The 18,503-nt window shown below is 44.7% G+C and carries 19 protein-coding genes and 1 riboswitch; of the genes, 16 read left to right on the top strand and 3 right to left on the bottom strand.

Annotated features, from left to right (window positions below; translation table 11 throughout):
• The first annotated feature begins 3 nt into the window (after positions 1-3).
• The 13 genes from ACDJ58_RS17455 (at position 4) to ACDJ58_RS17395 (ending at position 13,315) form a co-directional block, all read left to right on the top strand.
• Positions 4-1,830, top strand: coding sequence for an ATPase, T2SS/T4P/T4SS family (locus ACDJ58_RS17455; protein WP_413372141.1), 1,827 nt, complete (start codon positions 4-6; stop codon positions 1,828-1,830).
• Positions 1,820-3,886 carry a hypothetical protein gene (locus ACDJ58_RS17450; RefSeq protein ID WP_413372140.1) on the top strand — a complete coding sequence of 689 codons (2,067 nt, stop codon included), beginning with the start codon at positions 1,820-1,822 and terminating at the stop codon, positions 3,884-3,886. Before ACDJ58_RS17455 ends, ACDJ58_RS17450 begins: the two co-directional genes overlap by 11 nt.
• A 55-nt stretch (positions 3,887-3,941) precedes the next feature.
• Entirely contained in the window at positions 3,942-4,427 is a 486-nt protein-coding gene (locus tag ACDJ58_RS17445; RefSeq protein ID WP_063562843.1) for a hypothetical protein, read from the top strand.
• Positions 4,428-4,443: 16 nt separating this feature from the next.
• Complete coding sequence (locus tag ACDJ58_RS17440) at positions 4,444-4,842, top strand: hypothetical protein (protein WP_413372138.1); 399 nt, start codon at positions 4,444-4,446, stop codon at positions 4,840-4,842.
• Positions 4,839-5,390, top strand: coding sequence for a hypothetical protein (locus ACDJ58_RS17435; RefSeq protein ID WP_413372136.1), 552 nt, complete (start codon positions 4,839-4,841; stop codon positions 5,388-5,390). Before ACDJ58_RS17440 ends, ACDJ58_RS17435 begins: the two co-directional genes overlap by 4 nt.
• Complete coding sequence (locus ACDJ58_RS17430; RefSeq protein ID WP_413372135.1) at positions 5,377-6,360, top strand: hypothetical protein; 984 nt, start codon at positions 5,377-5,379, stop codon at positions 6,358-6,360. The genes ACDJ58_RS17435 and ACDJ58_RS17430 overlap by 14 nt, the downstream gene beginning before the upstream one ends.
• A 132-nt stretch (positions 6,361-6,492) precedes the next feature.
• Positions 6,493-8,043: an ABC-F family ATP-binding cassette domain-containing protein gene (locus ACDJ58_RS17425; RefSeq protein WP_063562839.1), complete on the top strand. Its 1,551-nt coding sequence runs from the start codon at positions 6,493-6,495 to the stop codon at positions 8,041-8,043.
• Positions 8,044-8,179: 136 nt separating this feature from the next.
• A riboswitch (TPP riboswitch) is annotated at positions 8,180-8,289 on the top strand.
• A gap of 290 nt (positions 8,290-8,579) precedes the next feature.
• Positions 8,580-9,197 carry a thiamine phosphate synthase gene (locus ACDJ58_RS17420; RefSeq protein WP_413372134.1) on the top strand — a complete coding sequence of 206 codons (618 nt, stop codon included), beginning with the start codon at positions 8,580-8,582 and terminating at the stop codon, positions 9,195-9,197.
• A 4-nt stretch (positions 9,198-9,201) separates the two neighbouring features.
• Positions 9,202-10,434: a glycine oxidase ThiO gene (thiO, locus tag ACDJ58_RS17415; protein ID WP_413372133.1), complete on the top strand. Its 1,233-nt coding sequence runs from the start codon at positions 9,202-9,204 to the stop codon at positions 10,432-10,434.
• Positions 10,431-10,634: a sulfur carrier protein ThiS gene (gene thiS / locus ACDJ58_RS17410; protein ID WP_063562837.1), complete on the top strand. Its 204-nt coding sequence runs from the start codon at positions 10,431-10,433 to the stop codon at positions 10,632-10,634. Before thiO ends, thiS begins: the two co-directional genes overlap by 4 nt.
• A gap of 3 nt (positions 10,635-10,637) precedes the next feature.
• Positions 10,638-11,405, top strand: coding sequence for a thiazole synthase (locus ACDJ58_RS17405; RefSeq protein ID WP_413372132.1), 768 nt, complete (start codon positions 10,638-10,640; stop codon positions 11,403-11,405).
• Positions 11,402-12,451, top strand: a complete 1,050-nt coding sequence (locus tag ACDJ58_RS17400; RefSeq protein WP_413372130.1) for a MoeB/ThiF family adenylyltransferase — start codon at positions 11,402-11,404, stop codon at positions 12,449-12,451. Before ACDJ58_RS17405 ends, ACDJ58_RS17400 begins: the two co-directional genes overlap by 4 nt.
• A gap of 411 nt (positions 12,452-12,862) precedes the next feature.
• On the top strand, positions 12,863-13,315 hold the full coding sequence (locus ACDJ58_RS17395; protein WP_413379718.1) for a winged helix-turn-helix domain-containing protein: 453 nt from the start codon (positions 12,863-12,865) through the stop codon (positions 13,313-13,315).
• 126 nt (positions 13,316-13,441) lie between these two features.
• Here the strand turns inward: ACDJ58_RS17395 and ACDJ58_RS17390 are convergent, their stop codons facing one another.
• Complete coding sequence (locus tag ACDJ58_RS17390) at positions 13,442-13,942, bottom strand: C40 family peptidase (RefSeq protein WP_053780904.1); 501 nt, start codon at positions 13,940-13,942, stop codon at positions 13,442-13,444.
• 281 nt (positions 13,943-14,223) lie between these two features.
• Positions 14,224-14,865 (bottom strand): thiamine diphosphokinase, encoded by a 642-nt coding sequence (locus tag ACDJ58_RS17385; RefSeq protein WP_413372129.1) that lies wholly within the window; start codon positions 14,863-14,865, stop codon positions 14,224-14,226.
• A 187-nt stretch (positions 14,866-15,052) separates the two neighbouring features.
• On the opposite strand from ACDJ58_RS17385, the gene ACDJ58_RS17380 reads away from it, so the two are divergent.
• Together ACDJ58_RS17380 and ACDJ58_RS17375 are read left to right on the top strand one after the other, a co-directional pair.
• Complete coding sequence (locus tag ACDJ58_RS17380; protein ID WP_063563197.1) at positions 15,053-15,721, top strand: trimeric intracellular cation channel family protein; 669 nt, start codon at positions 15,053-15,055, stop codon at positions 15,719-15,721.
• A gap of 1 nt (position 15,722) precedes the next feature.
• Positions 15,723-16,193 (top strand): low molecular weight protein-tyrosine-phosphatase, encoded by a 471-nt coding sequence (locus ACDJ58_RS17375; RefSeq protein WP_413372127.1) that lies wholly within the window; start codon positions 15,723-15,725, stop codon positions 16,191-16,193.
• Between the two features lie 160 nt (positions 16,194-16,353).
• Here the strand turns inward: ACDJ58_RS17375 and ACDJ58_RS17370 are convergent, their stop codons facing one another.
• Entirely contained in the window at positions 16,354-17,088 is a 735-nt protein-coding gene (locus ACDJ58_RS17370) for an alpha/beta hydrolase (RefSeq protein WP_413372126.1), read from the bottom strand.
• 255 nt (positions 17,089-17,343) lie between these two features.
• Here ACDJ58_RS17370 and pdhA point away from each other — a divergent pair, with 255 nt between their 5' ends.
• Complete coding sequence (gene pdhA, locus ACDJ58_RS17365; RefSeq protein WP_053780908.1) at positions 17,344-18,411, top strand: pyruvate dehydrogenase (acetyl-transferring) E1 component subunit alpha; 1,068 nt, start codon at positions 17,344-17,346, stop codon at positions 18,409-18,411.
• Positions 18,412-18,503 lie beyond the last annotated feature (92 nt).

The raw sequence follows: 18,503 nt of genomic DNA, 5'->3' as shown, positions 1-18,503 counted from the left end.
CTGATGCTCTGGAATACCCTATGGTTAATTTTAATTTTGCTGTTATGTCTTGCGTATGTTTGGTTCAAATATAGAGCTTCCCATCGTGAAAAAAATAACCGTGCTCCTGAGCGCGAATCCTTCACGATTGAAGTGCTGACAGAGAAAGTAAAGAACTCGCTTCATGAGCTTAGTCATAGTCAACTTGCTGATGCAGGATTGCATGAAGAAGAATATCGCCGAAGAATCAATCAGCGTGCCGAGATGCGCAAGGCGCTTAAAGGTTGTGTATCAGGAAGCATTAGTGACAAAACGTATGTCAAAAATCTGATAGGTGATCTGCTTACTCGCAGTATAGGACTGAATAAGTCAAATATCGATGAGGTCATATATTTTGGAGAAGCTGAGTTGCTGACGGTTCAGGATCAATTCGAAATCGTGTTTTATCTATACCGGCAGCAATTTGGTGTCGATGCCTTGTCACGCATGATTGACACTTATGATCTTGGCAGATTGAGGCTGAGTGAAGGTGCAGACGACGGAGGAAGTTACTATATCTCCGAGGAGGACATCCGATATGTGTTTGAGTGTGAGTATAGAGAGCTTGGATTCAGAGAAAAAACAGATATCATCGTTCAACGTATCTACCAGCATTACAAAGGTTTCTCGGTGGTTGATGAAATAAGAGATCAACGAATAGATGGCGTTAGTGGTGGTGTGAGCGGTATGCTGGATGCCCTTCAGGATATGGGGCTACGGCAGCCAGCTTCGTGGAATGATCTGCTCGCGGATGGACTTGAAGATGCTCCCTTCGAAGAACCACTTAGTGGAATGGAAAGTGTCTGGATTTTCTATAAAGGTAAGTCCATTCATCTGTCCTTCCTGTCATTTGGCAATATCCGTGAACTGAAGAGGGTATGTCAGAATATTTATAAATACAACTATCCGGGACAGCTTTCGGAGGCGAATGGATACAAGGTGAACGAGATGAAGGATGGATCGCGTGTCGTTGTTGTACGTCCCCCCTTTGCCGAATCATGGGCATTCTTTGTTCGGAAATTCGATATTCCCAATGCTTCACTAGAACAGTTGATTACTGGTAACAATGCAGATCTGCCAATCACTTTGCTGCAATATTTGATGAAAGGCAGTCGAATCACAGCTGTAACAGGAGCACAGGGATCGGGTAAAACGACACTACTTATGGCAATGGTGAAGCATATTTACGCTTCGTATACCCTGCGTGTACAGGAGATGGCTTTCGAGTTACAGCTTCGGCGTATATACAGTCGGCGTAACATACTAAGTTTCCGGGAGACGGAGCACATCTCAGGTCAACAGGGACTGGACTTACAGAAAAAGACGGATGGTACTGTAAATATTCTCGGTGAGGTCGCAAGTGACGAAGTAGCCGCATGGATGATTCAGATGTCCCAGGTTGCCAGTCTGTTCACCCTGTTTACCCATCATGCCAAAACGTTTCGTGATCTGGTTTTCTCCCTCCGTAATTCACTGCTCAAAACAGGTATGTTCCAACATGAACATATTGCCGAGGAGCAAGTAGTAAGTGTCATTAATTTCGATGTACATATGAAAAAGGACGCAGAGGGACGAAGATATATCGAACGAATTACGGAGTGTCTGCCACGTGCGAATAAAGGGGATAGCGTGGAGGAACGGGCGGGATTTACGTTTCGCAATGTGATCGAGTACAGGGATGGCAATTACGTCGTCACAGCTCCGATCTCCATAGGGAGTATCACGGATATGCGGGATCAGATGACACTACAGGACGCGGCGCTGTTCGAACAGTTCATCAAGCAACATTGGGGTGATACCGATGACCGTTAAGTTTGTTCTTCTTTTGGTGCTTGGGATATGTGCAAGTGGCCTGATAATCACGCTACTTGTACTGAACCTGTTACGTCACAGAGGAGGAGACTATGCAAGTAAATCTATCGGGATCGCTACGCTAAACGGAACTCGTACGCTGCGGTGGGGATCGGTCCTGTTACAGTCTTATCGCTGGGGCATGAAAGTGCCGCTGCTCTCTGCTTATATTTTGCAAGTACAGAAACGAATCTCATTCCGGCATGTCGGCGACGAACCAGCATTAAGACGAATGACTATGAGCGTGGTTCTAATTATCTTTGGAGGATACGGGAGTATCAGTGTAATCCTTTTCCTTATGCAGCCGGGTATCGCCTTTGTCATATTGTCGGTACTTTGCGCTGTTGTTCTGAACAGCCTTGTGCTGGATATGTGTCTGAATCGTATGGAGAAGCGACTGTTGGTACAGATGCTGGACCTGTTTGCCGACGTGAGACATCGGTATCATCAGCATGGAATGGTAGAGGAGGCACTTTATGAAGCGGCGGAAGCAGGTAAAGGAGAGGCTGCCGAGCAAGTGCTGTTGATCTATGAAGCATTGACTTCTCCGGATCCTAACGAAGCTTTGGAACGGTACTATGAGATTGCGCCAAATCGCTTTCTTAAAGGTTTTGCCGGTATTTCATATATGGTGATGGAGTTCGGGGATAAAGACAGAGCACAGGGTTCGATTTACTTGAAAGGCCTGGGGAATCTGACGCAGGAAATTCATCTGGAGATTTTGCGGCGGGACAAATTGGACTATCTGTTAAAAGGGTTGAATATCATCGCCCTGGCCCCCGTTCTATTCACAGCTCCAATCGAACGTTGGGCCAGAGGAAGTTTTCCAACTATGGATGAATTTTATCGCAGCAAAATCGGGTTTGTAACCAAAATATCGATCTACGTCATTATCATACTTGCCTACCTGCTTTTGCAAAGACTTCAGCAATATGATGAAACTCGTTATCGGACAGGGCGCAAACATTCCAGGATCGATCAGTTCCTATACAAGCAGATGTTCATTCGTAAAGTCGCGATGTTGTTCGTGGCCAAACCTGGCAGTACCCATTACAGTCAAACCGTAAGACTGATGAGGGAAAGTAGCTCGGAACTGAAATATGAATGGCTGGCTATACGAAGGCTGATGTTATTTGCAAGTTGTTTTGTACTGACCATTGGCTGTGTCTTTCTACTGCATCAGGTTGAACGAAATCACATCTTACATGATCCCGTCAGAGATGACCGGATGTTTGGCGCGATGGGAGAGGCGGAGTTGAAGCAGGCTACAGAAAAGACAAGCTTGGATCAAGCTGTACTCGAGCGCATTGAAATGAAGCGAGGAGCAACTTTTGATGAGATCTCCATTGCATTGCAGTCCGTGAATCCCGTTCAACTGGATCATGATACACAGAATGAAACTATTGCACGCATCCTTCAGAAGCTGGAAGGTTACAACAAGCAATACCTTCACTGGTGGGAGTTAATTATTGCAATGATGATAGGTATAGCGGGTTATCACATGCCGATCTGGCTAATGATGTTCCAGCGCAAGATGAGAAGTATGGACATGAGGCATGAAATCTATCAGTTTCAGACGGTTATATCGATCTTGCGGGAGATGGATCGTATGTCTGTAGAGGAGATATTGGAATGGCTCAATCGCTTTGCAGTTATTTTCAAAAGACCACTGCAAAAATGTCTGTTGCACTTTGAACATGGGCCGGAGCATGCACTTGAACAATTGAAAGAAGATGCAGGCCTGCCTGAATTTCAGCGTTTGGTTGAAAAACTGCAACTTGCACTTGGGAAAATTTCGATTCGAGAAGCATTTGATGATCTGGATAGTATGATGGCCTTTTATTTTGAACAACGGAAGCAGGAATACACCAAGATGATTGATGTTAAAGCATCATGGGGAAGAATGATCGGGTTTACACCGATGTATGCCCTGATCTTTCTCTACCTGGTCATTCCGCTGGTAGGCATGAGTTTCCTGCAAATGAACATTTATTATGAACAGATTCAGAAACTGTAACGAACATGTACGTCACAGTCTGAAATAAATTAAAAACGATATAGGAGGATTTATCATGAACAATGCATCAAGCGCTTTAAAGGTGGCAGCCGGCATCTTTCTGACCATCGCCCTTATTACGATTGTGGTTCTATTGTTTATTTCGGCTCAGGAGGCGACCAAAACGGCACAGAACAATTTTGCCGATATCCAGACCGAGTTGTCCCAAGCTGCATTTACAGTTTATGACGGAACAACCATTAGCGGATCACAGGTCACAAACGCGTTGCGTAAATATGCGGACAAGGATCAGTTCGGTATTCAAGTTATTACAGGTAAAAACAAGGGAGGTCAATGGTATGGCAATCAGTTGAATATATCCCAGGATCTCAATAACGCAGATTACGGTTCAGTTATTTCTCCAGATGATAAAGTAGGCATTATTAATCAAACTATGAGTGAAAAAGACAACCAATATGTCAATCCAAGTGGTAAATTCAAAGCAATTATCGTAAAAGACAGATCCAATGTGGTAAGAGGGCTTATTTTCCAGCAATCCTGACAGGAGTTGGTTTAACATGTCCCAGAATACACAGCAGCTCATGTTGTTCTGTACGGCGGTTGTCCTATTTGTGACAGCCTGCCTGTACGGGCAGCAGAATGTTAGGGTTCTATCAGACGCTTTGAATCATTTGGTGCAGACGACAGAAGACATGGAAGGACGGCTGAATACCACTCTGCGTATAAGCGAGCCAATCCGTTATAGTGGTGCTGAAGTCTTACACACTGTGAGGCAAATGACAGGAACAGCGGTCAGTGTGGAGGTGAACGGGAATGCATATGTCATTGATCCCCTTGTAAACAGAAGAGGAACCATACCTGTCCAGCTTGCTGCTTCGTATAGACCCGAGTTCATAAGAAGTGAGGCTGGCGAACTGCTGAAGATTGCATTTTGGAAGGAGGCCAGTACCCCTTGATTAATGCTGCATCCAAGCTGCTTGCTGTTTTGCTGGCAGTGATTTTACTTTATGTATACCCGGCAGCAGAGACTGCTGATCGACAGGATGACATGGCACGTATGACCGTTGTTCAGACGGTTACCCGTTTTGTTGATGCGGTCAGAACAAAGGGATACATTTCCCCTGCCATGTATGCAGAGTTCGAAGAACAGATGGCCCGAACGGGGAACGCCTATGAGATTTCCATGGAGCATTTGCACAAAAAATATGTTCCTCATTACTCAGATCCGATGGATCAAAGCACATTCTCTGGTACCTATGAAACTGTGCAAGATGGATATTATTCAGCCCAAATTAAAGCAAAGCTGTTTCCTTCGTCCGGTGTGCTAGCTTTAGACGATCCTGGGCGCAGATATACACTGGCAATGGGGGATTTCTTCACAGTAACCGTCAAAAATACCAATCGCACACCTGCCATGTTGATTCGTGAGTGGTTGAACGGGTCTGCGCAGGCTGCAGCCGTGTTTACCACATATGGGGGTATGGTGCTCAATGAAGATTACTGATCTTTCTATTGTGTTTGTGCTTATCTTTTTACCTATATTCTGGGTTATTTCTCACAATACAGACAATGCCCAAGAGGCACAATATTTAAGCAATCGATATAAGATGGCACTTCAGACGGCTGTACTGGATGCAGGGGCCGTGATGCATCAAAATGAGAAGCAAAACGATGAAGCAGGGTATGATTCGACCAAATTTGTAAAAGCGGACAAAGAGCTTGCCTTAACTACGTTTACCCAAACAATGGCTCTAAATATGGGGATTCAGGATGATCCTGCTGCAATACGGGCCATGTTTAATTACATTCCTGCAATGGTCGTGCTGGATTATGATGGTTACTATATTTTGGCGAACGAAACAGAGATGACTGGTGATCTTGAAGATTCATTCCGGCAGGTTTGGAGTCCCAAAAAGCCCTATACATATTCTGATTCAAATGGTAGCAGTATTAACTTCACACTTGATGGGTATGTGTATGCCTATGATGCAGGCTTGGGCATGTGGGTTGAGGGTTTCCAGAAAGAACTGGCCTCCAGCACACAAATCCCTCTGCTTCAGAATGCAGAGACGTTTGAGCAGATCAGACGAAGTCGGATCGTGACAAGTGTGCAGGAAGATTTGGCAGATGTTATTAACCGGCATAATGAGTTTGCCAGAAGGAATGGTGTTTCCTACACCTTTACCATGCCTTTGATTTCTCAGGAAGATTGGTACAATTCGATTAATGATACGGGGCTGATGGCGTTTATTCAGGGAATACCTGTAGGTAACCAAAAGATTAACAATTATGCCATTGGTGGTGGCAGACTGGTGAAGAAAACAGCGATCGTTGGCGGAGTTGATCCGGTAAATGGAATTAAATACTATTACCCTTCCACATGTAGAAATGGTTACAGAGCCGAAGAAGTGTTTACAAATGCCAAACAAGCGGCAGCACAAGGTTATTTTGAGTATAACTGTTCCATAAATTAAAGGCAGTTTGTTTGTAATATAAAAGCGAGGTTGCATGAGATGTTTACATTACTTTCAGAAAAGGCGACACCTGTGCTAAAATAGGGTTTCGGAACGATAGTAATGTCCAATAGATAGGAGCAACCTCATCTTATGAGTTTATTGTCAGTAGAGAACGTGAGTCACAATTTTGGAGACCGCACGTTATTTAAAAATGTATCTTTTCGTTTACTTGCCGGAGAGCGTGTAGGTCTTGTTGGTGCAAATGGTGTGGGTAAGTCCACACTGATGAACATCCTTACCGGGAAATTGTTAAAGGACGAAGGGAAGGTCGAATGGACCCCCAAAGTTCGTTATGGATATCTGGATCAGCATACCAAGCTCACGCCTGGAAAAACGATTCGTGATGTGCTTAAGGATGCGTTCCTGCCCTTGCTTGAGTTGGAAAAAGAAATGATGTCCATCACGGATCAGATGGCAGACGCCGATCCGGACAAGCTCGAATTGTTGCTGGAAGAAATGGGTGACATTCAGGAGCAATTGGAGCAAGGTGATTTTTATCTGATTGATGTGAAAGTGGAAGAGATGGCAAATGGACTTGGCTTGTCCGCCATCGGTTTGGATCGTGATGTGGCCGCGCTTAGTGGTGGTCAGCGTACGAAGGTATTGCTTGCCAAGCTTTTACTGGAGAAACCCACAGCTCTTTTGTTGGATGAGCCGACGAACTATCTCGATGTGGAACACATTGAATGGCTGACGCGTTACCTGAAGGATTACCCGTATGCGTTTATTCTGATTTCGCATGATACAGAGTTTATGAATGAGGTCGTTAACGTTATTTATCATCTGGAATTTGCCAAGTTGACGCGTTATGCAGCGAACTATAACAAATTCCTTGAAATGGCCGACATGAATAAGGCGCAACATATTGATGCTTATGAGAAACAGCAGGAGTTTATCAAGAAGCAGGAAGATTTCATTCAGCGGAACAAAGCCCGCGCTTCCACTTCCGGTCGTGCCAAGAGCCGTGAGAAGCAGCTCGGCAAGATTGAACGGATTGATCGTCCAGACGAAGCGGCCAAACCCACATTCAAATTCAAGGATGCCCGGGCGAGTAGTAAAACCGTCTTTGAGGGTATTGATTTTGAAATCGGATATTCATATGCATTATTGCCTAAAATGACGATGACGATTGAGCGTGGCGAGAAAATTGCCATTGTTGGATGTAACGGTGTAGGTAAATCCACACTTCTCAAGACTATCTTGGGGAAAATCCCACCAATTAGCGGTAAGACTTTCTTGGGGGACTATCTGGAAACAGCCTATTTCGAACAGGAAGTACGTGCAGGTAATATTACCCCGATCGAAGATGTGTGGAATGAATTTTCTCATCTGACACAGAATGAAGTCCGGGGCCATCTCGCACGTTGTGGATTAAAAAATGAGCATATCACCCGCCCGCTTAACGCGCTTAGTGGTGGTGAACAAGCCAAGGTTCGTTTATGTAAGCTTCTGATGCGTGAAAGTAACTGGATTTTGTTCGATGAGCCTACAAACCATTTGGATGTGACGGCCAAAGCAGAGCTAAAACGTGCCTTGCAAGAATTCAAGGGTACCGTGCTGCTCGTATCCCATGAACCTGAATTTTATGAAGGTTGGGTTACCAAAACGTGGGATGTTGAAGCTTGGTCCGATAAACAATAGTTTCTTCGAACCATTCTTTGCACCAGAACAGCAACTTTGATAACTACATTGTCATTAACAATGGATGTAGCACGTAATAAATGGAAATGTACGGTGACAAAAAAAGGTGTCTATGGTAACATAGGCTACAGCTTCATATGAACACTAGGGGGGCCGCACGATGCGGCTGAGATGGAAGAATGCGATTCCGGACCCTTTGTACCTGATCTGGATCATACCAGCGTAGGGAAGTGGCGCGTTTCAGCTAATGACAAAGAGCTTTATCGTTGACTTTGCGATATGGCCTGCAAGATGAATCATGCAGTTCTATGTATACAGCGTTGCGACTATGGATGGTTTCTATAGTTGTTATGCGTTATGTATAGAGAAATTGCATGAACAGTCATTCAGTTGATCCATGAATTTTAAATTCGTGGCCACTCCCCTACGGGAGTGGCTTTTTTTGTTGTTTTATATAGTTTTAATCTCGCAAGAGGAGGGCGAACAGGACGGTAATCTTCCACGAACATGTAATAACAAGATCATTCGAACTGCATGTGGTTTCACCAGCTACAGGAGACTTAGACTCTTTTCTAAATATTGCTAAGGATATATGGCAGTGGGTTGATTATATCCACATTCGGAAAAAAAAGCTGACCCTTGAACAACAGATGTATTGGGCGCAAAGTCTGAAAGCACAAGGTGTTCCATCTAACCGAATCATTATGAATGTCTCAGATCAGCTGGATCAACATGCTTCAATTGGTGGTGTGCATTGGGGTCAAGCAGTTATTCGCAGCTATGATAAGGATGAGTTGAGGAGAGTCGATCGGCTGCGCGTAGGCATATCGGTTCATTCTCTGGAAGAAGCAAAAGTTGCAGAAGAACAGGGAGCGGATTATCTCTTTTATGGGCATGTCTATGCTTCAAATAGTAAACCGAATTGCGAACCCAGAGGGCTAAGTGCGTTGGCTGAGGTATGCTCTAATGTTTCGATTCCCGTGATCGCGATTGGCGGGATAAGACCTGAAAATATTGCTGCCATTCGAACTGCTGGTGCTAGAGGAGCCGCTGTAATTTCAACGATTTGGACGACCGATAAGCCGGAAGTGGCTGCCGCTTCATTGCGACAGGCGATCACGGATTCAGAAAAGTACGCCGAACCAAGGAGATGAGATCTTGAGAGAGGAAGCAAGAAGTCGAAGCAGGAATCGTTCAGGCTATCATCTAGGAATAGTTTCGGGAAGTAAAGTTGGAGCGGAAGTTCGAGGCAAGCTTCATGCAGAAACCATTATTGTAGGTGGAGGAGTTATCGGATGTGCCATCGCATGTGAACTCGCTACTCGAGGCCATGACGTTCTTCTGGTTGAACGGGCGCGGATCGCTGGGGGAACTTCCTGTGCAGCCGCAGGCATGCTTGCTGCTGATAGTGAGGAATTCACTCATGCTGTAATGGCAAAGCTTGCAAGGCAGAGCAGAGCTTTGCTTCATGAGCAGAAGGAACGGATCAGTTCGCTTAGCGGAGTGGAAATGGGGCTGCAACAGCATGGATTTATTACTCCTTTTCGTTCATACAGTGAGGTCAGCAGTTACAAGAATAATCGTCGATCGTCTACCTTATCTACAGAACATATTTGGTGGGATCGTGTTGCTGTCCAACAGGAAGCTTCATGGTTAAACAGGGATACGTATGGAGCATTTTACAGACCTTCCGAGAGCGAGGTTCTTCCTGTCAACTTAACGCAGGCTTATGTCAGATCTGCTCAAGCCATGGGTGCAAGGGTGATGGAAGGTGTACAGGATGTCCGTTTGCATACGGATGTGAATGGAGTGCAAGGGATCGAGACTTCAATAGGAACGATGACATCGAGAAATGTCATTATTGCTACAGGGTTACATGGTGAAGAATTGATGAGCCATGTGGGTCTGAAATCGCCTGTTTTACCAGTAAAGGGGGAGATTGCAGCCGTGCAGTTTTCTCCCCACCATGCTGGGTACAGGCCAGACAAAACGGTGTATGCAGAGGATATATATATTGTTCCCAAAGCCAATGGAGAAGTATGGATCGGTGCAACAAGCCTTCCTGGAAGAACAGACATGAAAGTTTCGGTACAAGGCATTCAGAAGCTGCTTGCAGCTGCAACAAACTGGGTGCCTGGCATGAAGGAAGCACATTTTATCCGAGCGTGGGCTGGTGTCCGTCCTTCGACTCCAGATGGATTGCCTTATGTAGGGGCTTGTGAAAGTGTTCCGGGTTTATTCGCTGCTTTTGGACATTATCGTAACGGCATATTGCTTAGTGCAATTACAGCCAGCCTTATGGCTGACTTGATTTGTGGCAAAACCTCGGAAGAACTGGGGATTCAGGACCTTTGTCCAGAACGTTTGAACATAAAGGAGATGTTGCAGTGAACATCATTGTCAACGGACAAACCATGCAAATTGAAGATAGCTTAAATCGTGTAGATAAATTGCTCCATTCATTTAATTTGCAAGTAAAAACCGTCGTGGTTGAATTGAATCGGCAAATTTTAACGCGGGAATATCATGAAACGACGGCGTTAAGAGACGGAGACCGAATTGAAATTGTACATTTTGTGGGAGGCGGTTGAATTATGTTGAGGATTGGAAATTATACGTTTGAGTCTAGATTGCTGCTGGGTACAGGCAAATTTTCGGACTTGGAAGTGCAGAGCCAGGCGGTTGAAGCCTCCGGTACGGAAGTATTAACGTTCGCGGTTCGGCGTTTGAATCTGGAAGATCGGAACAAACAGCACTTTCTGGACACACTGGACTTGAAAAGGTATACCCTGCTTCCCAATACAGCGGGTGCTGCAACAGCAGAGGAAGCTGTGCGAATCGCTGAACTAGCTCGGGCTTCAGGACTTTGTGATATGATAAAAGTAGAAGTTATCGGCGATGGAATCACATTGCTTCCTGACCCAATTGAAACCTATAAAGCTTGCGTGATCTTGCTTGAAAAGGGCTTTACGGTACTGCCTTATATCTCAGACGATGTTATTCTGGCCAAGCGATTGCAACTACTCGGCGTACATGCTGTTATGCCTGGGGCTTCACCCATAGGGGCGGGGAGAGGAATTATTAATCCCTATAATCTGGAGATTATTATTGAACAAGCCGTCGTTCCTGTTATTGTGGATGCAGGACTTCGAGCTCCTAAAGATGCTGCTCATGCGATGGAGCTGGGAGCTAACGGTGTATTGTTGAATACGGCTGTCTCCGGATCCGGAGATCCGGTGAAGATGGCGAAGGCAATGCGAATAGGGGTTGAAGCAGGCAGACTGGCTTATGAGGCAGGCATGATTCCCGTTAAGCGTTATGCAGCAGCGAGTAGTCCGGCGGAAGGAATGGTTCATACATGACTAATCAGACACGATCTTCTGAACAGGGAGACCGCTATTCCAGACAGGAACGGTATGCACCTATCGGTAAGGAAGGTCAGCATAGATTGAATAACAGCAAAGTATTAATTGTTGGAGCGGGCGCGCTTGGTACGGGCATTGCTGAAACACTGGTACGTTCAGGTATTGGCCATATAACCATTGCAGATCGTGATTATGTGGAATGGAGCAACCTACAGCGACAGCAGTTATATATAGAGCAAGACGCGATTCAGCGAATGCCCAAAGCGATGGCAGCGAAGAAGCGCCTATCTGACATTAATTCTACCGTTGAGGTTGTAGGTAAAGTGATGGACGTCAGGGTGGACGAACTTGAGGAATTGGTTCAGAACGCAGACTTGATTATGGATGCAACAGATAATTTTGATACTCGGCTATTAATAAATGATATGTCTCAGAAGTATCGTATCCCCTGGATTTATGGCGGATGTGTAGGCAGTTATGGAATTACCTACACGTTTCTGCCTGGAGAAACGCCTTGTTTAAACTGTTTGTTGGGTGAGGTTCCGTTAGGTGGGGACACCTGTGATACGTCAGGCATTATCCCTCAGGCGGTTCAGATGGTTACGGCTAATCAGACTGCGGAAGCGATGAAGTTACTTAGTGGTAATTCAAGTGCGCTGAGACGCAAGTTGTTATCATTCGATGTGTGGAGAAATGAATACATATCCATTAATGTCGACGGTGCCCGAAAAGAAGATTGTCCTTCCTGCGGAGTAAAGGCTAACTATCCGTACCTCTCTGCCTCAAACCTGGAAAAAACAGACGTATTATGTGGTAGGGATACGGTACAGATTCGTCCTTCCCGGCGAATGAATCTAGATTTACAGCATACGGCTGATCGCCTTGGCAAGCTGGATGAAGGCAAAGTGGAGGCTAATCCATTTTTGGTTTCTTTTACAACAGGAGCGCACAGGATGGTCATTTTTCAGGATGGTCGCGTTCTGGTTCATGGAACAAAAGACACGGCAGAGGCGCGTACGCTGGTTCATCGTTACTTTGGTTAGAGAAGAAAAAATAAATGAATGTTCCAAGTCCGTTCCTTCCGGGAATGGACTTTTTCATTTTACGGCATGATAAACATACAACAATGCTGCGATGCACAGTGGTCACAAGGATGTGGGCCCAGTGTAATTGAAACCAATCAATGTAGCAGCGTATTAGACAGGCCGGGTGAAAAAATGAAAACATCCATATTACTGGTTGGCAGGGGCGATCTGGTTTCTTTTATTCAAGGCATATTGTGTGCTGAAGGGTACCAAGTTGAGCAAATGGAATGGACGGATCTGAACCGTCTTTCTGAACTAACGCTCACGAATCTCAATATGATCATATTAATAAATGAAGGATGTCATGAAGATACCCTGAAAAGTGGACTAGAGTCTTTCGTGCACATAGGAGTCACATCTCCATTGCTTGTGATAACTCCCAAGATATCGCCTGAATTGATTGTGGAATTGCTCGATTACGGCGCTAATGATGTGATGGAAGCACCTATTCACGGTAATGTGATGATGGCCAGAATACGAAATCTTTTACGTGTATTCTCGCATGCTTCACAGGAAGATGAAGAAGTCATTGTAGTACATGATCTCAAGGTCAATCTGCGTTCACGTCGTGTAAGTCGTGCAGGCGAATATCTGGTATTGACTCCGAAAGAATACGAATTGCTGGAGTTTCTGGCCCGTCATGTGAACGAAGCGTGTCCCCGGAGCGTTATTTTAAGGGAAGTATGGGGGTATGATTTTGCAATGGATACCAATGTAGTGGATGTGTATATCAAACATTTACGGGTGAAGGTGGATAAGGGGAGGAGTATCAAATTAATTCATACCGTTCGTGGCATCGGTTATATGCTTCATACCCAATAAAAGAGGTCGTCTCGCCGAACATAGTTCCTGTTTACCACATTGGAGAGAGAACTTCACTGGGTAAATAGAAAAGGACCGGATCATTAGATCCGGCCCCACTCGCTTCGTTATTTTCTGAAATATGAGCTACAGTACGCGGCGAGCTTTAATATATGTTTTTTTCCAGTTCCCCGAGTTCAAGTCGGAGAGAGTAACACCTGGCGATCCATACGTGTGCAGAACTTTTCCGTCTCCTGCATATACGCCTACGTGAGTAATATTGGAGCCTGTAGAGCGACTACCGCTGGAGAAGAAGACCAGATCTCCCACTTGCAGATTAGCTTTGGAAACAGCTACACCTTCTTGGGATTGCTTAACGGATGTACGTGGCAGGTCTACACCATACTTTTTGAAAATGTATTTCATAAAAGAAGAGCAGTCAAAATTTTTGGTTGTAGAAGTTGACGCACCAAATTTATATGGAGTTCCTGTAAAGGTTTTACCATAGTTCACGATTTGTTGTCCTGTGGATACAGAAGCGCTTGCTGCCTGTGCGACAGGTGCATTAGTCATTAATACAGCTCCAAAACCTAGTGTAGCGCACAACCCGACGGTTACGGCCTTTTGGACAAAGATGTTTGTTTTCATGTGAGTACCTCCAAAATTCGTTTTCGTTTAGTTGCTAGAGCGAGTATAACAGCTTTGTAACAGCCTAGAAATTGGATGGAACCTGATTATCCCTAGGGCCGCAACGGTTTGGGTTTGTTTATTAAAATACCATTAAAAATGTCAAAAAATTAATCATTGACGAACCTCGAATGTTACAAACATAGAAAAGACCCTTGATATATCAAGGGTCTTCGTTGTTTTATACGATTATTTTTAATCTAAATCATAGGTTACAAAAACGTAATAAGTAAGGCGGAAGGTTAATCTTTGCTCTGAATAATAAGTAATAACCCACTATCGATTGAGACGGTGCCAGACTTTCCGAGCAGTTTGTTGCTAATCCCCAAAGATTGTCCCATACGTATAGTAGCTTGATCTAGCGGGTACATGAAACCTTCCAGTGTAATACCTGTTACTTCATTAGTAAGTGGGAGCAGGGAGATGTACTCATATCCACGGTCTTCCACAAAAGCTTCGGAGGTCGTTAGCATCATATAATTGTGTTCATCCTTCAGAGTACAGGAAATATGATGCTGCATAGCGCGGACCATAATATGTACGTTAGCCAGTGTATGATCCATGCGTGTGCCCGTTGCGCCCAACATAAGAATGTCAGTAGGCTCAAGCTCCAATGCTGTTTCAAATGCCATCTCGGTATCGGTCAAATCCTTATGCACAGGATCGCAGGTGATTATCCGTTCGCTGTTATCTCGTACACTCTCCCGTTCCTGCTCGGTAATGGAATCAAAATCTCCTACTGCGATATGTGGCTGAATTCCGTTCTCTATTAAGAATAACGCCCCACGATCGGCTGCGATAATGATGTCATCCTTACCGATTTCATTTAGAAATTGAGGAGAGAGGTTTCCGCCTGTAAAAATAACAATTCGTTTCTTAGTCATTCTATTTCATCCTTCCTAATCAATAAAGAAACAATTCACTTCTAATTAAAGTGTTAGTATGATGCAAAAATCATTCACAAAACCAGTATAATCCACAAAATGTGGTTGCACAATTTCAGCATGCGCGGATACAATGGGTAGAGCAACATGGAGATGACTTGAAAAGTGAGGTTTGAACAGGTTGGACTTGCACATTTTTGAAGTATTCAGCATTATAGGTACCATTGCATTTGCAATGTCCGGAGCTTTCGTGGCAATGGAAGAGGAATATGATATCTTGGGCGTGCTGGTACTGGGACTCGTAACCGCATTTGGAGGCGGAGTCATTCGTAATGTTCTCATTGGTGTACCCGTAACGATGCTGTGGAGCCAGGGAATGCTGATTATGCTCGCCCTAATATCTGTAGCGATTGCTTTTGTACTACCTCTTAAGTGGATTGGTCACTGGAAGCGGACAGAAGCGTTGTTTGATGCGATTGGACTTGCAGCCTTTGCGATTCAAGGGGCGCTGTACGCGGCCAATATGGGACATCCCATTAGTGCCGTTATTGTAGCTGCAGTGATGACTGGTATAGGCGGAGGGATCATTCGTGATCTGCTGGCAGGCAGGAAGCCATTGGTACTGCGCGATGAAATTTATGCCGTGTGGGCAATTACAGCTGGTTTTGCCATAGGTATGGGATGGTTTACAACGAACGTTGGGCTGTTAATATGTTTCGCCGCAGTTGTGTTCTTCCGGATGTGTTCTGTTCATTATAAATGGAAGCTGCCCCGTCGTTCTCTGGTACAAACGGAGAGTGTGAAACCTCAGACAGCACCAGCGCCACTAAACCGCACCTTGAGTAAGGGGGAATAACATGATTAACGTTTTGTTTGTATGTTTGGGCAACATATGCCGCTCACCGATGGCTGAGGCTGTCCTCCGTCATAAAGTGAGTGAAAGAGGACTTGATCAGCAGATTTCAGTAGACTCAGCAGGTACAGGAGACTGGCATGTTGGCAAACCTCCGCATGAGGGGACTCGAGCATTGCTGGATTCATATCAAATTTCTTATGCCAATATGGCGGCAAGACAATTTGGGAGTACGGACTTCACACATTTTAATTACATTATATGCATGGATGATTCCAACGCAGCTAACGTAAGAAGTGTAACAGGTGGTGAGGATGTGGAAATTATCAAGATGATGGATCTGCTGCCTGACGAGACGCTCCGAGAAGTACCCGACCCGTATTATACGGGGAATTTTGAAGAAGTGTACAGGCTGGTAGATGCAGGCTGCGACGTGTTGCTAGATCGGATTGAAAAGGAACATTCTTTGATATAACAATCGGTGATGTTTTCTAGGAATGACACGTGTGATACAAAAGAAGAAGCCGGAACGGACAAGCAGATGAAAACCTGCTTCTTTTTTGAGTGTTAATGTAAGCGGTATCATATGATTGTGAAACAAAAGCGGCATTTCAGCCGCCTGTTCAATGATCGAATTAATTTTCTTGAAGAAAGTAAAGCAATGCTTCCGGCAGCTCGTTCTGCCAGAATCCCCATTGGTGATGCCCGTCTTTCTCCTGATAGGAGACGAGAGCACCTCGTTTTTCCAGCAAATCACGGGTATCCCGGTTTAATTGAACAAAATCATATGTGCCGGTGTCGGCTTCAAAGGCAGTCTCTTGCAAACCAACAATCATCCAGATCGATAACCAGGACAAATCTTCAGCTGCAGCGTAGATTTCCTGGGAAGCAGAGTAGTAAGCTCCAGACAAGCTGATGACACGTGTGAACAGGTCTGGATAGAGTAGAGCAAGATGAAGCGAAACGCTGCCACCCAGTGAGTCTCCGGCAAGAACACGTTCCTGCGGAGAGCGGCGCACAGGATATTTCTCTTCTACATAGGGAATAATCTCTTCAGCGAAGCATGAGGTATACGCCTTGAACCGCTCGCCGAAAGGGGCGTATTCCTGAGTTCTTACAGACACGTCAACCTGAACTCCTACTATAATGAAAGGTTCGGCTCCCTCGTCGAGAATGATGCGGTTGGCAGTGGTGGCGATACGTCCAAAGTTGAAAAATTCTTCACCGTCCTGACAATAAACGACAGGGTAGGATAACAATTCGTTATAGCCTGGGGGAAGATAAATTCGTAGTGTGCGCTTCTCTCCGAGATAGCGGCTCTCAATCTCTTCCTTCACAATCGTGCGTTTCAAATAGCGGGAATCCGTCATAAAACGTCACCTTTCTCGGTTAATTTTTGCATTCGACCGCGCAATACGGTAAGATTAACCTTGTGCGGGGATAGGTCAAATACGCAAACATGTATTATGCTGTTATACCAATATTAAGCCCCTGTTATACATACAATCCGGAAGGAAACATAAAAAAATTACGGATATCTTTGACGTATGCAATGAAACAGGTGTATAATAATATTATAACAGCGGAACTTGATATTCAAATTTTTTGTTGAGGTGAAGAAAAAAATGAGCAAGGTTCCTTATGAAGTATATACGGAGGATGTAGAAGCTCTGTCCGTGCTGTCTCCTGACGGCGAAATCGTTAACAAAGACATGATGCCTAAGCTTTCCGACGATCAATTAAAAGAAATTATGTACCGCATGGTATTTACCCGTACTTGGGATGACCGTGCAGTAAACCTGGGCCGTCAAGGTCGTCTTGGTTTCTATGCTCCAGTATCTGGTCAAGAAGCTACAATGGTTGGTAGTGAATTTGCAATTGAAAAAGAAGACTTTGTATGTCCTGGCTATCGTGACATTCCGCAACTCGTGTGGCATGGACTTCCTCTTTATCAAGCGTTCTTGTACTCCCGTGGACACCAACATGGTGGACAAATTCCGGATGGCGTTAATGTATTGATGCCGCAAATCATCATTGGTGCACAAATCCTGCACGCAATGGGTATTGCTATGGGTTACAAATTGAAGAAACAAAAACAAGTTGTAATTACGTACACAGGTGATGGTGGTTCTTCAGAAGGTGACTTCTATGAAGGTCTGAACTACGCTGGTGTTTACAAATTGCCTGTTATTTTCTTTGTACAAAATAATGGTTATGCCATCACAACTCCTTTTGCCAAACAAACGGCAGCTCTGTCCATCGCTCACAAAGCGGTAGCAGCAGGTATCAAAGGTGTTAAAATTGATGGTATGGACATCTTCGCAGTTATCAAAGCGGTTCAGGAAGCTGCTGAACGTGGTCGTAACGGCGAAGGCGCAACTCTGATCGAAGCAGTTACTTACCGTTTCCGTCCTCACTCCCTTTCTGACGATGCTTCCAAGTATCGTACAAAAGAAGAAGAGGCTGAATGGAATGCTAAAGATCCAATCGCGCGTTTTGCTAAATATCTGGAGAAAAAAGGTCTGTGGACTGAAGAAGATACAGCACGTGTGAAAGAAGAAGCAAAAGCAAAAGTGAACGAAGAGATCAAAAAAGCGGAAAAAACCGAGAAAATGACGATTTCAGGCTTGATCGACAGCATGTTCGAACAAACGCCTAAGCACTTGGAAGAGCAAAAAGCTGATTTCCAATAAGTTTTTTCCGATAAAGCATAAACATCCGGGACGGGTTCCGGTGTCCCGGTATACATGTATGAATTCAAATGTGAACTGTCAATGTTTAAGGA

The sequence above is a fragment of the Paenibacillus taichungensis genome (assembly GCF_047302525.1).
In the GTDB taxonomy this organism is placed as follows: Bacteria; Bacillota; Bacilli; order Paenibacillales; family Paenibacillaceae; genus Paenibacillus; species Paenibacillus taichungensis_B.
This window is presented reverse-complemented; position numbering and strand designations above follow the sequence as displayed.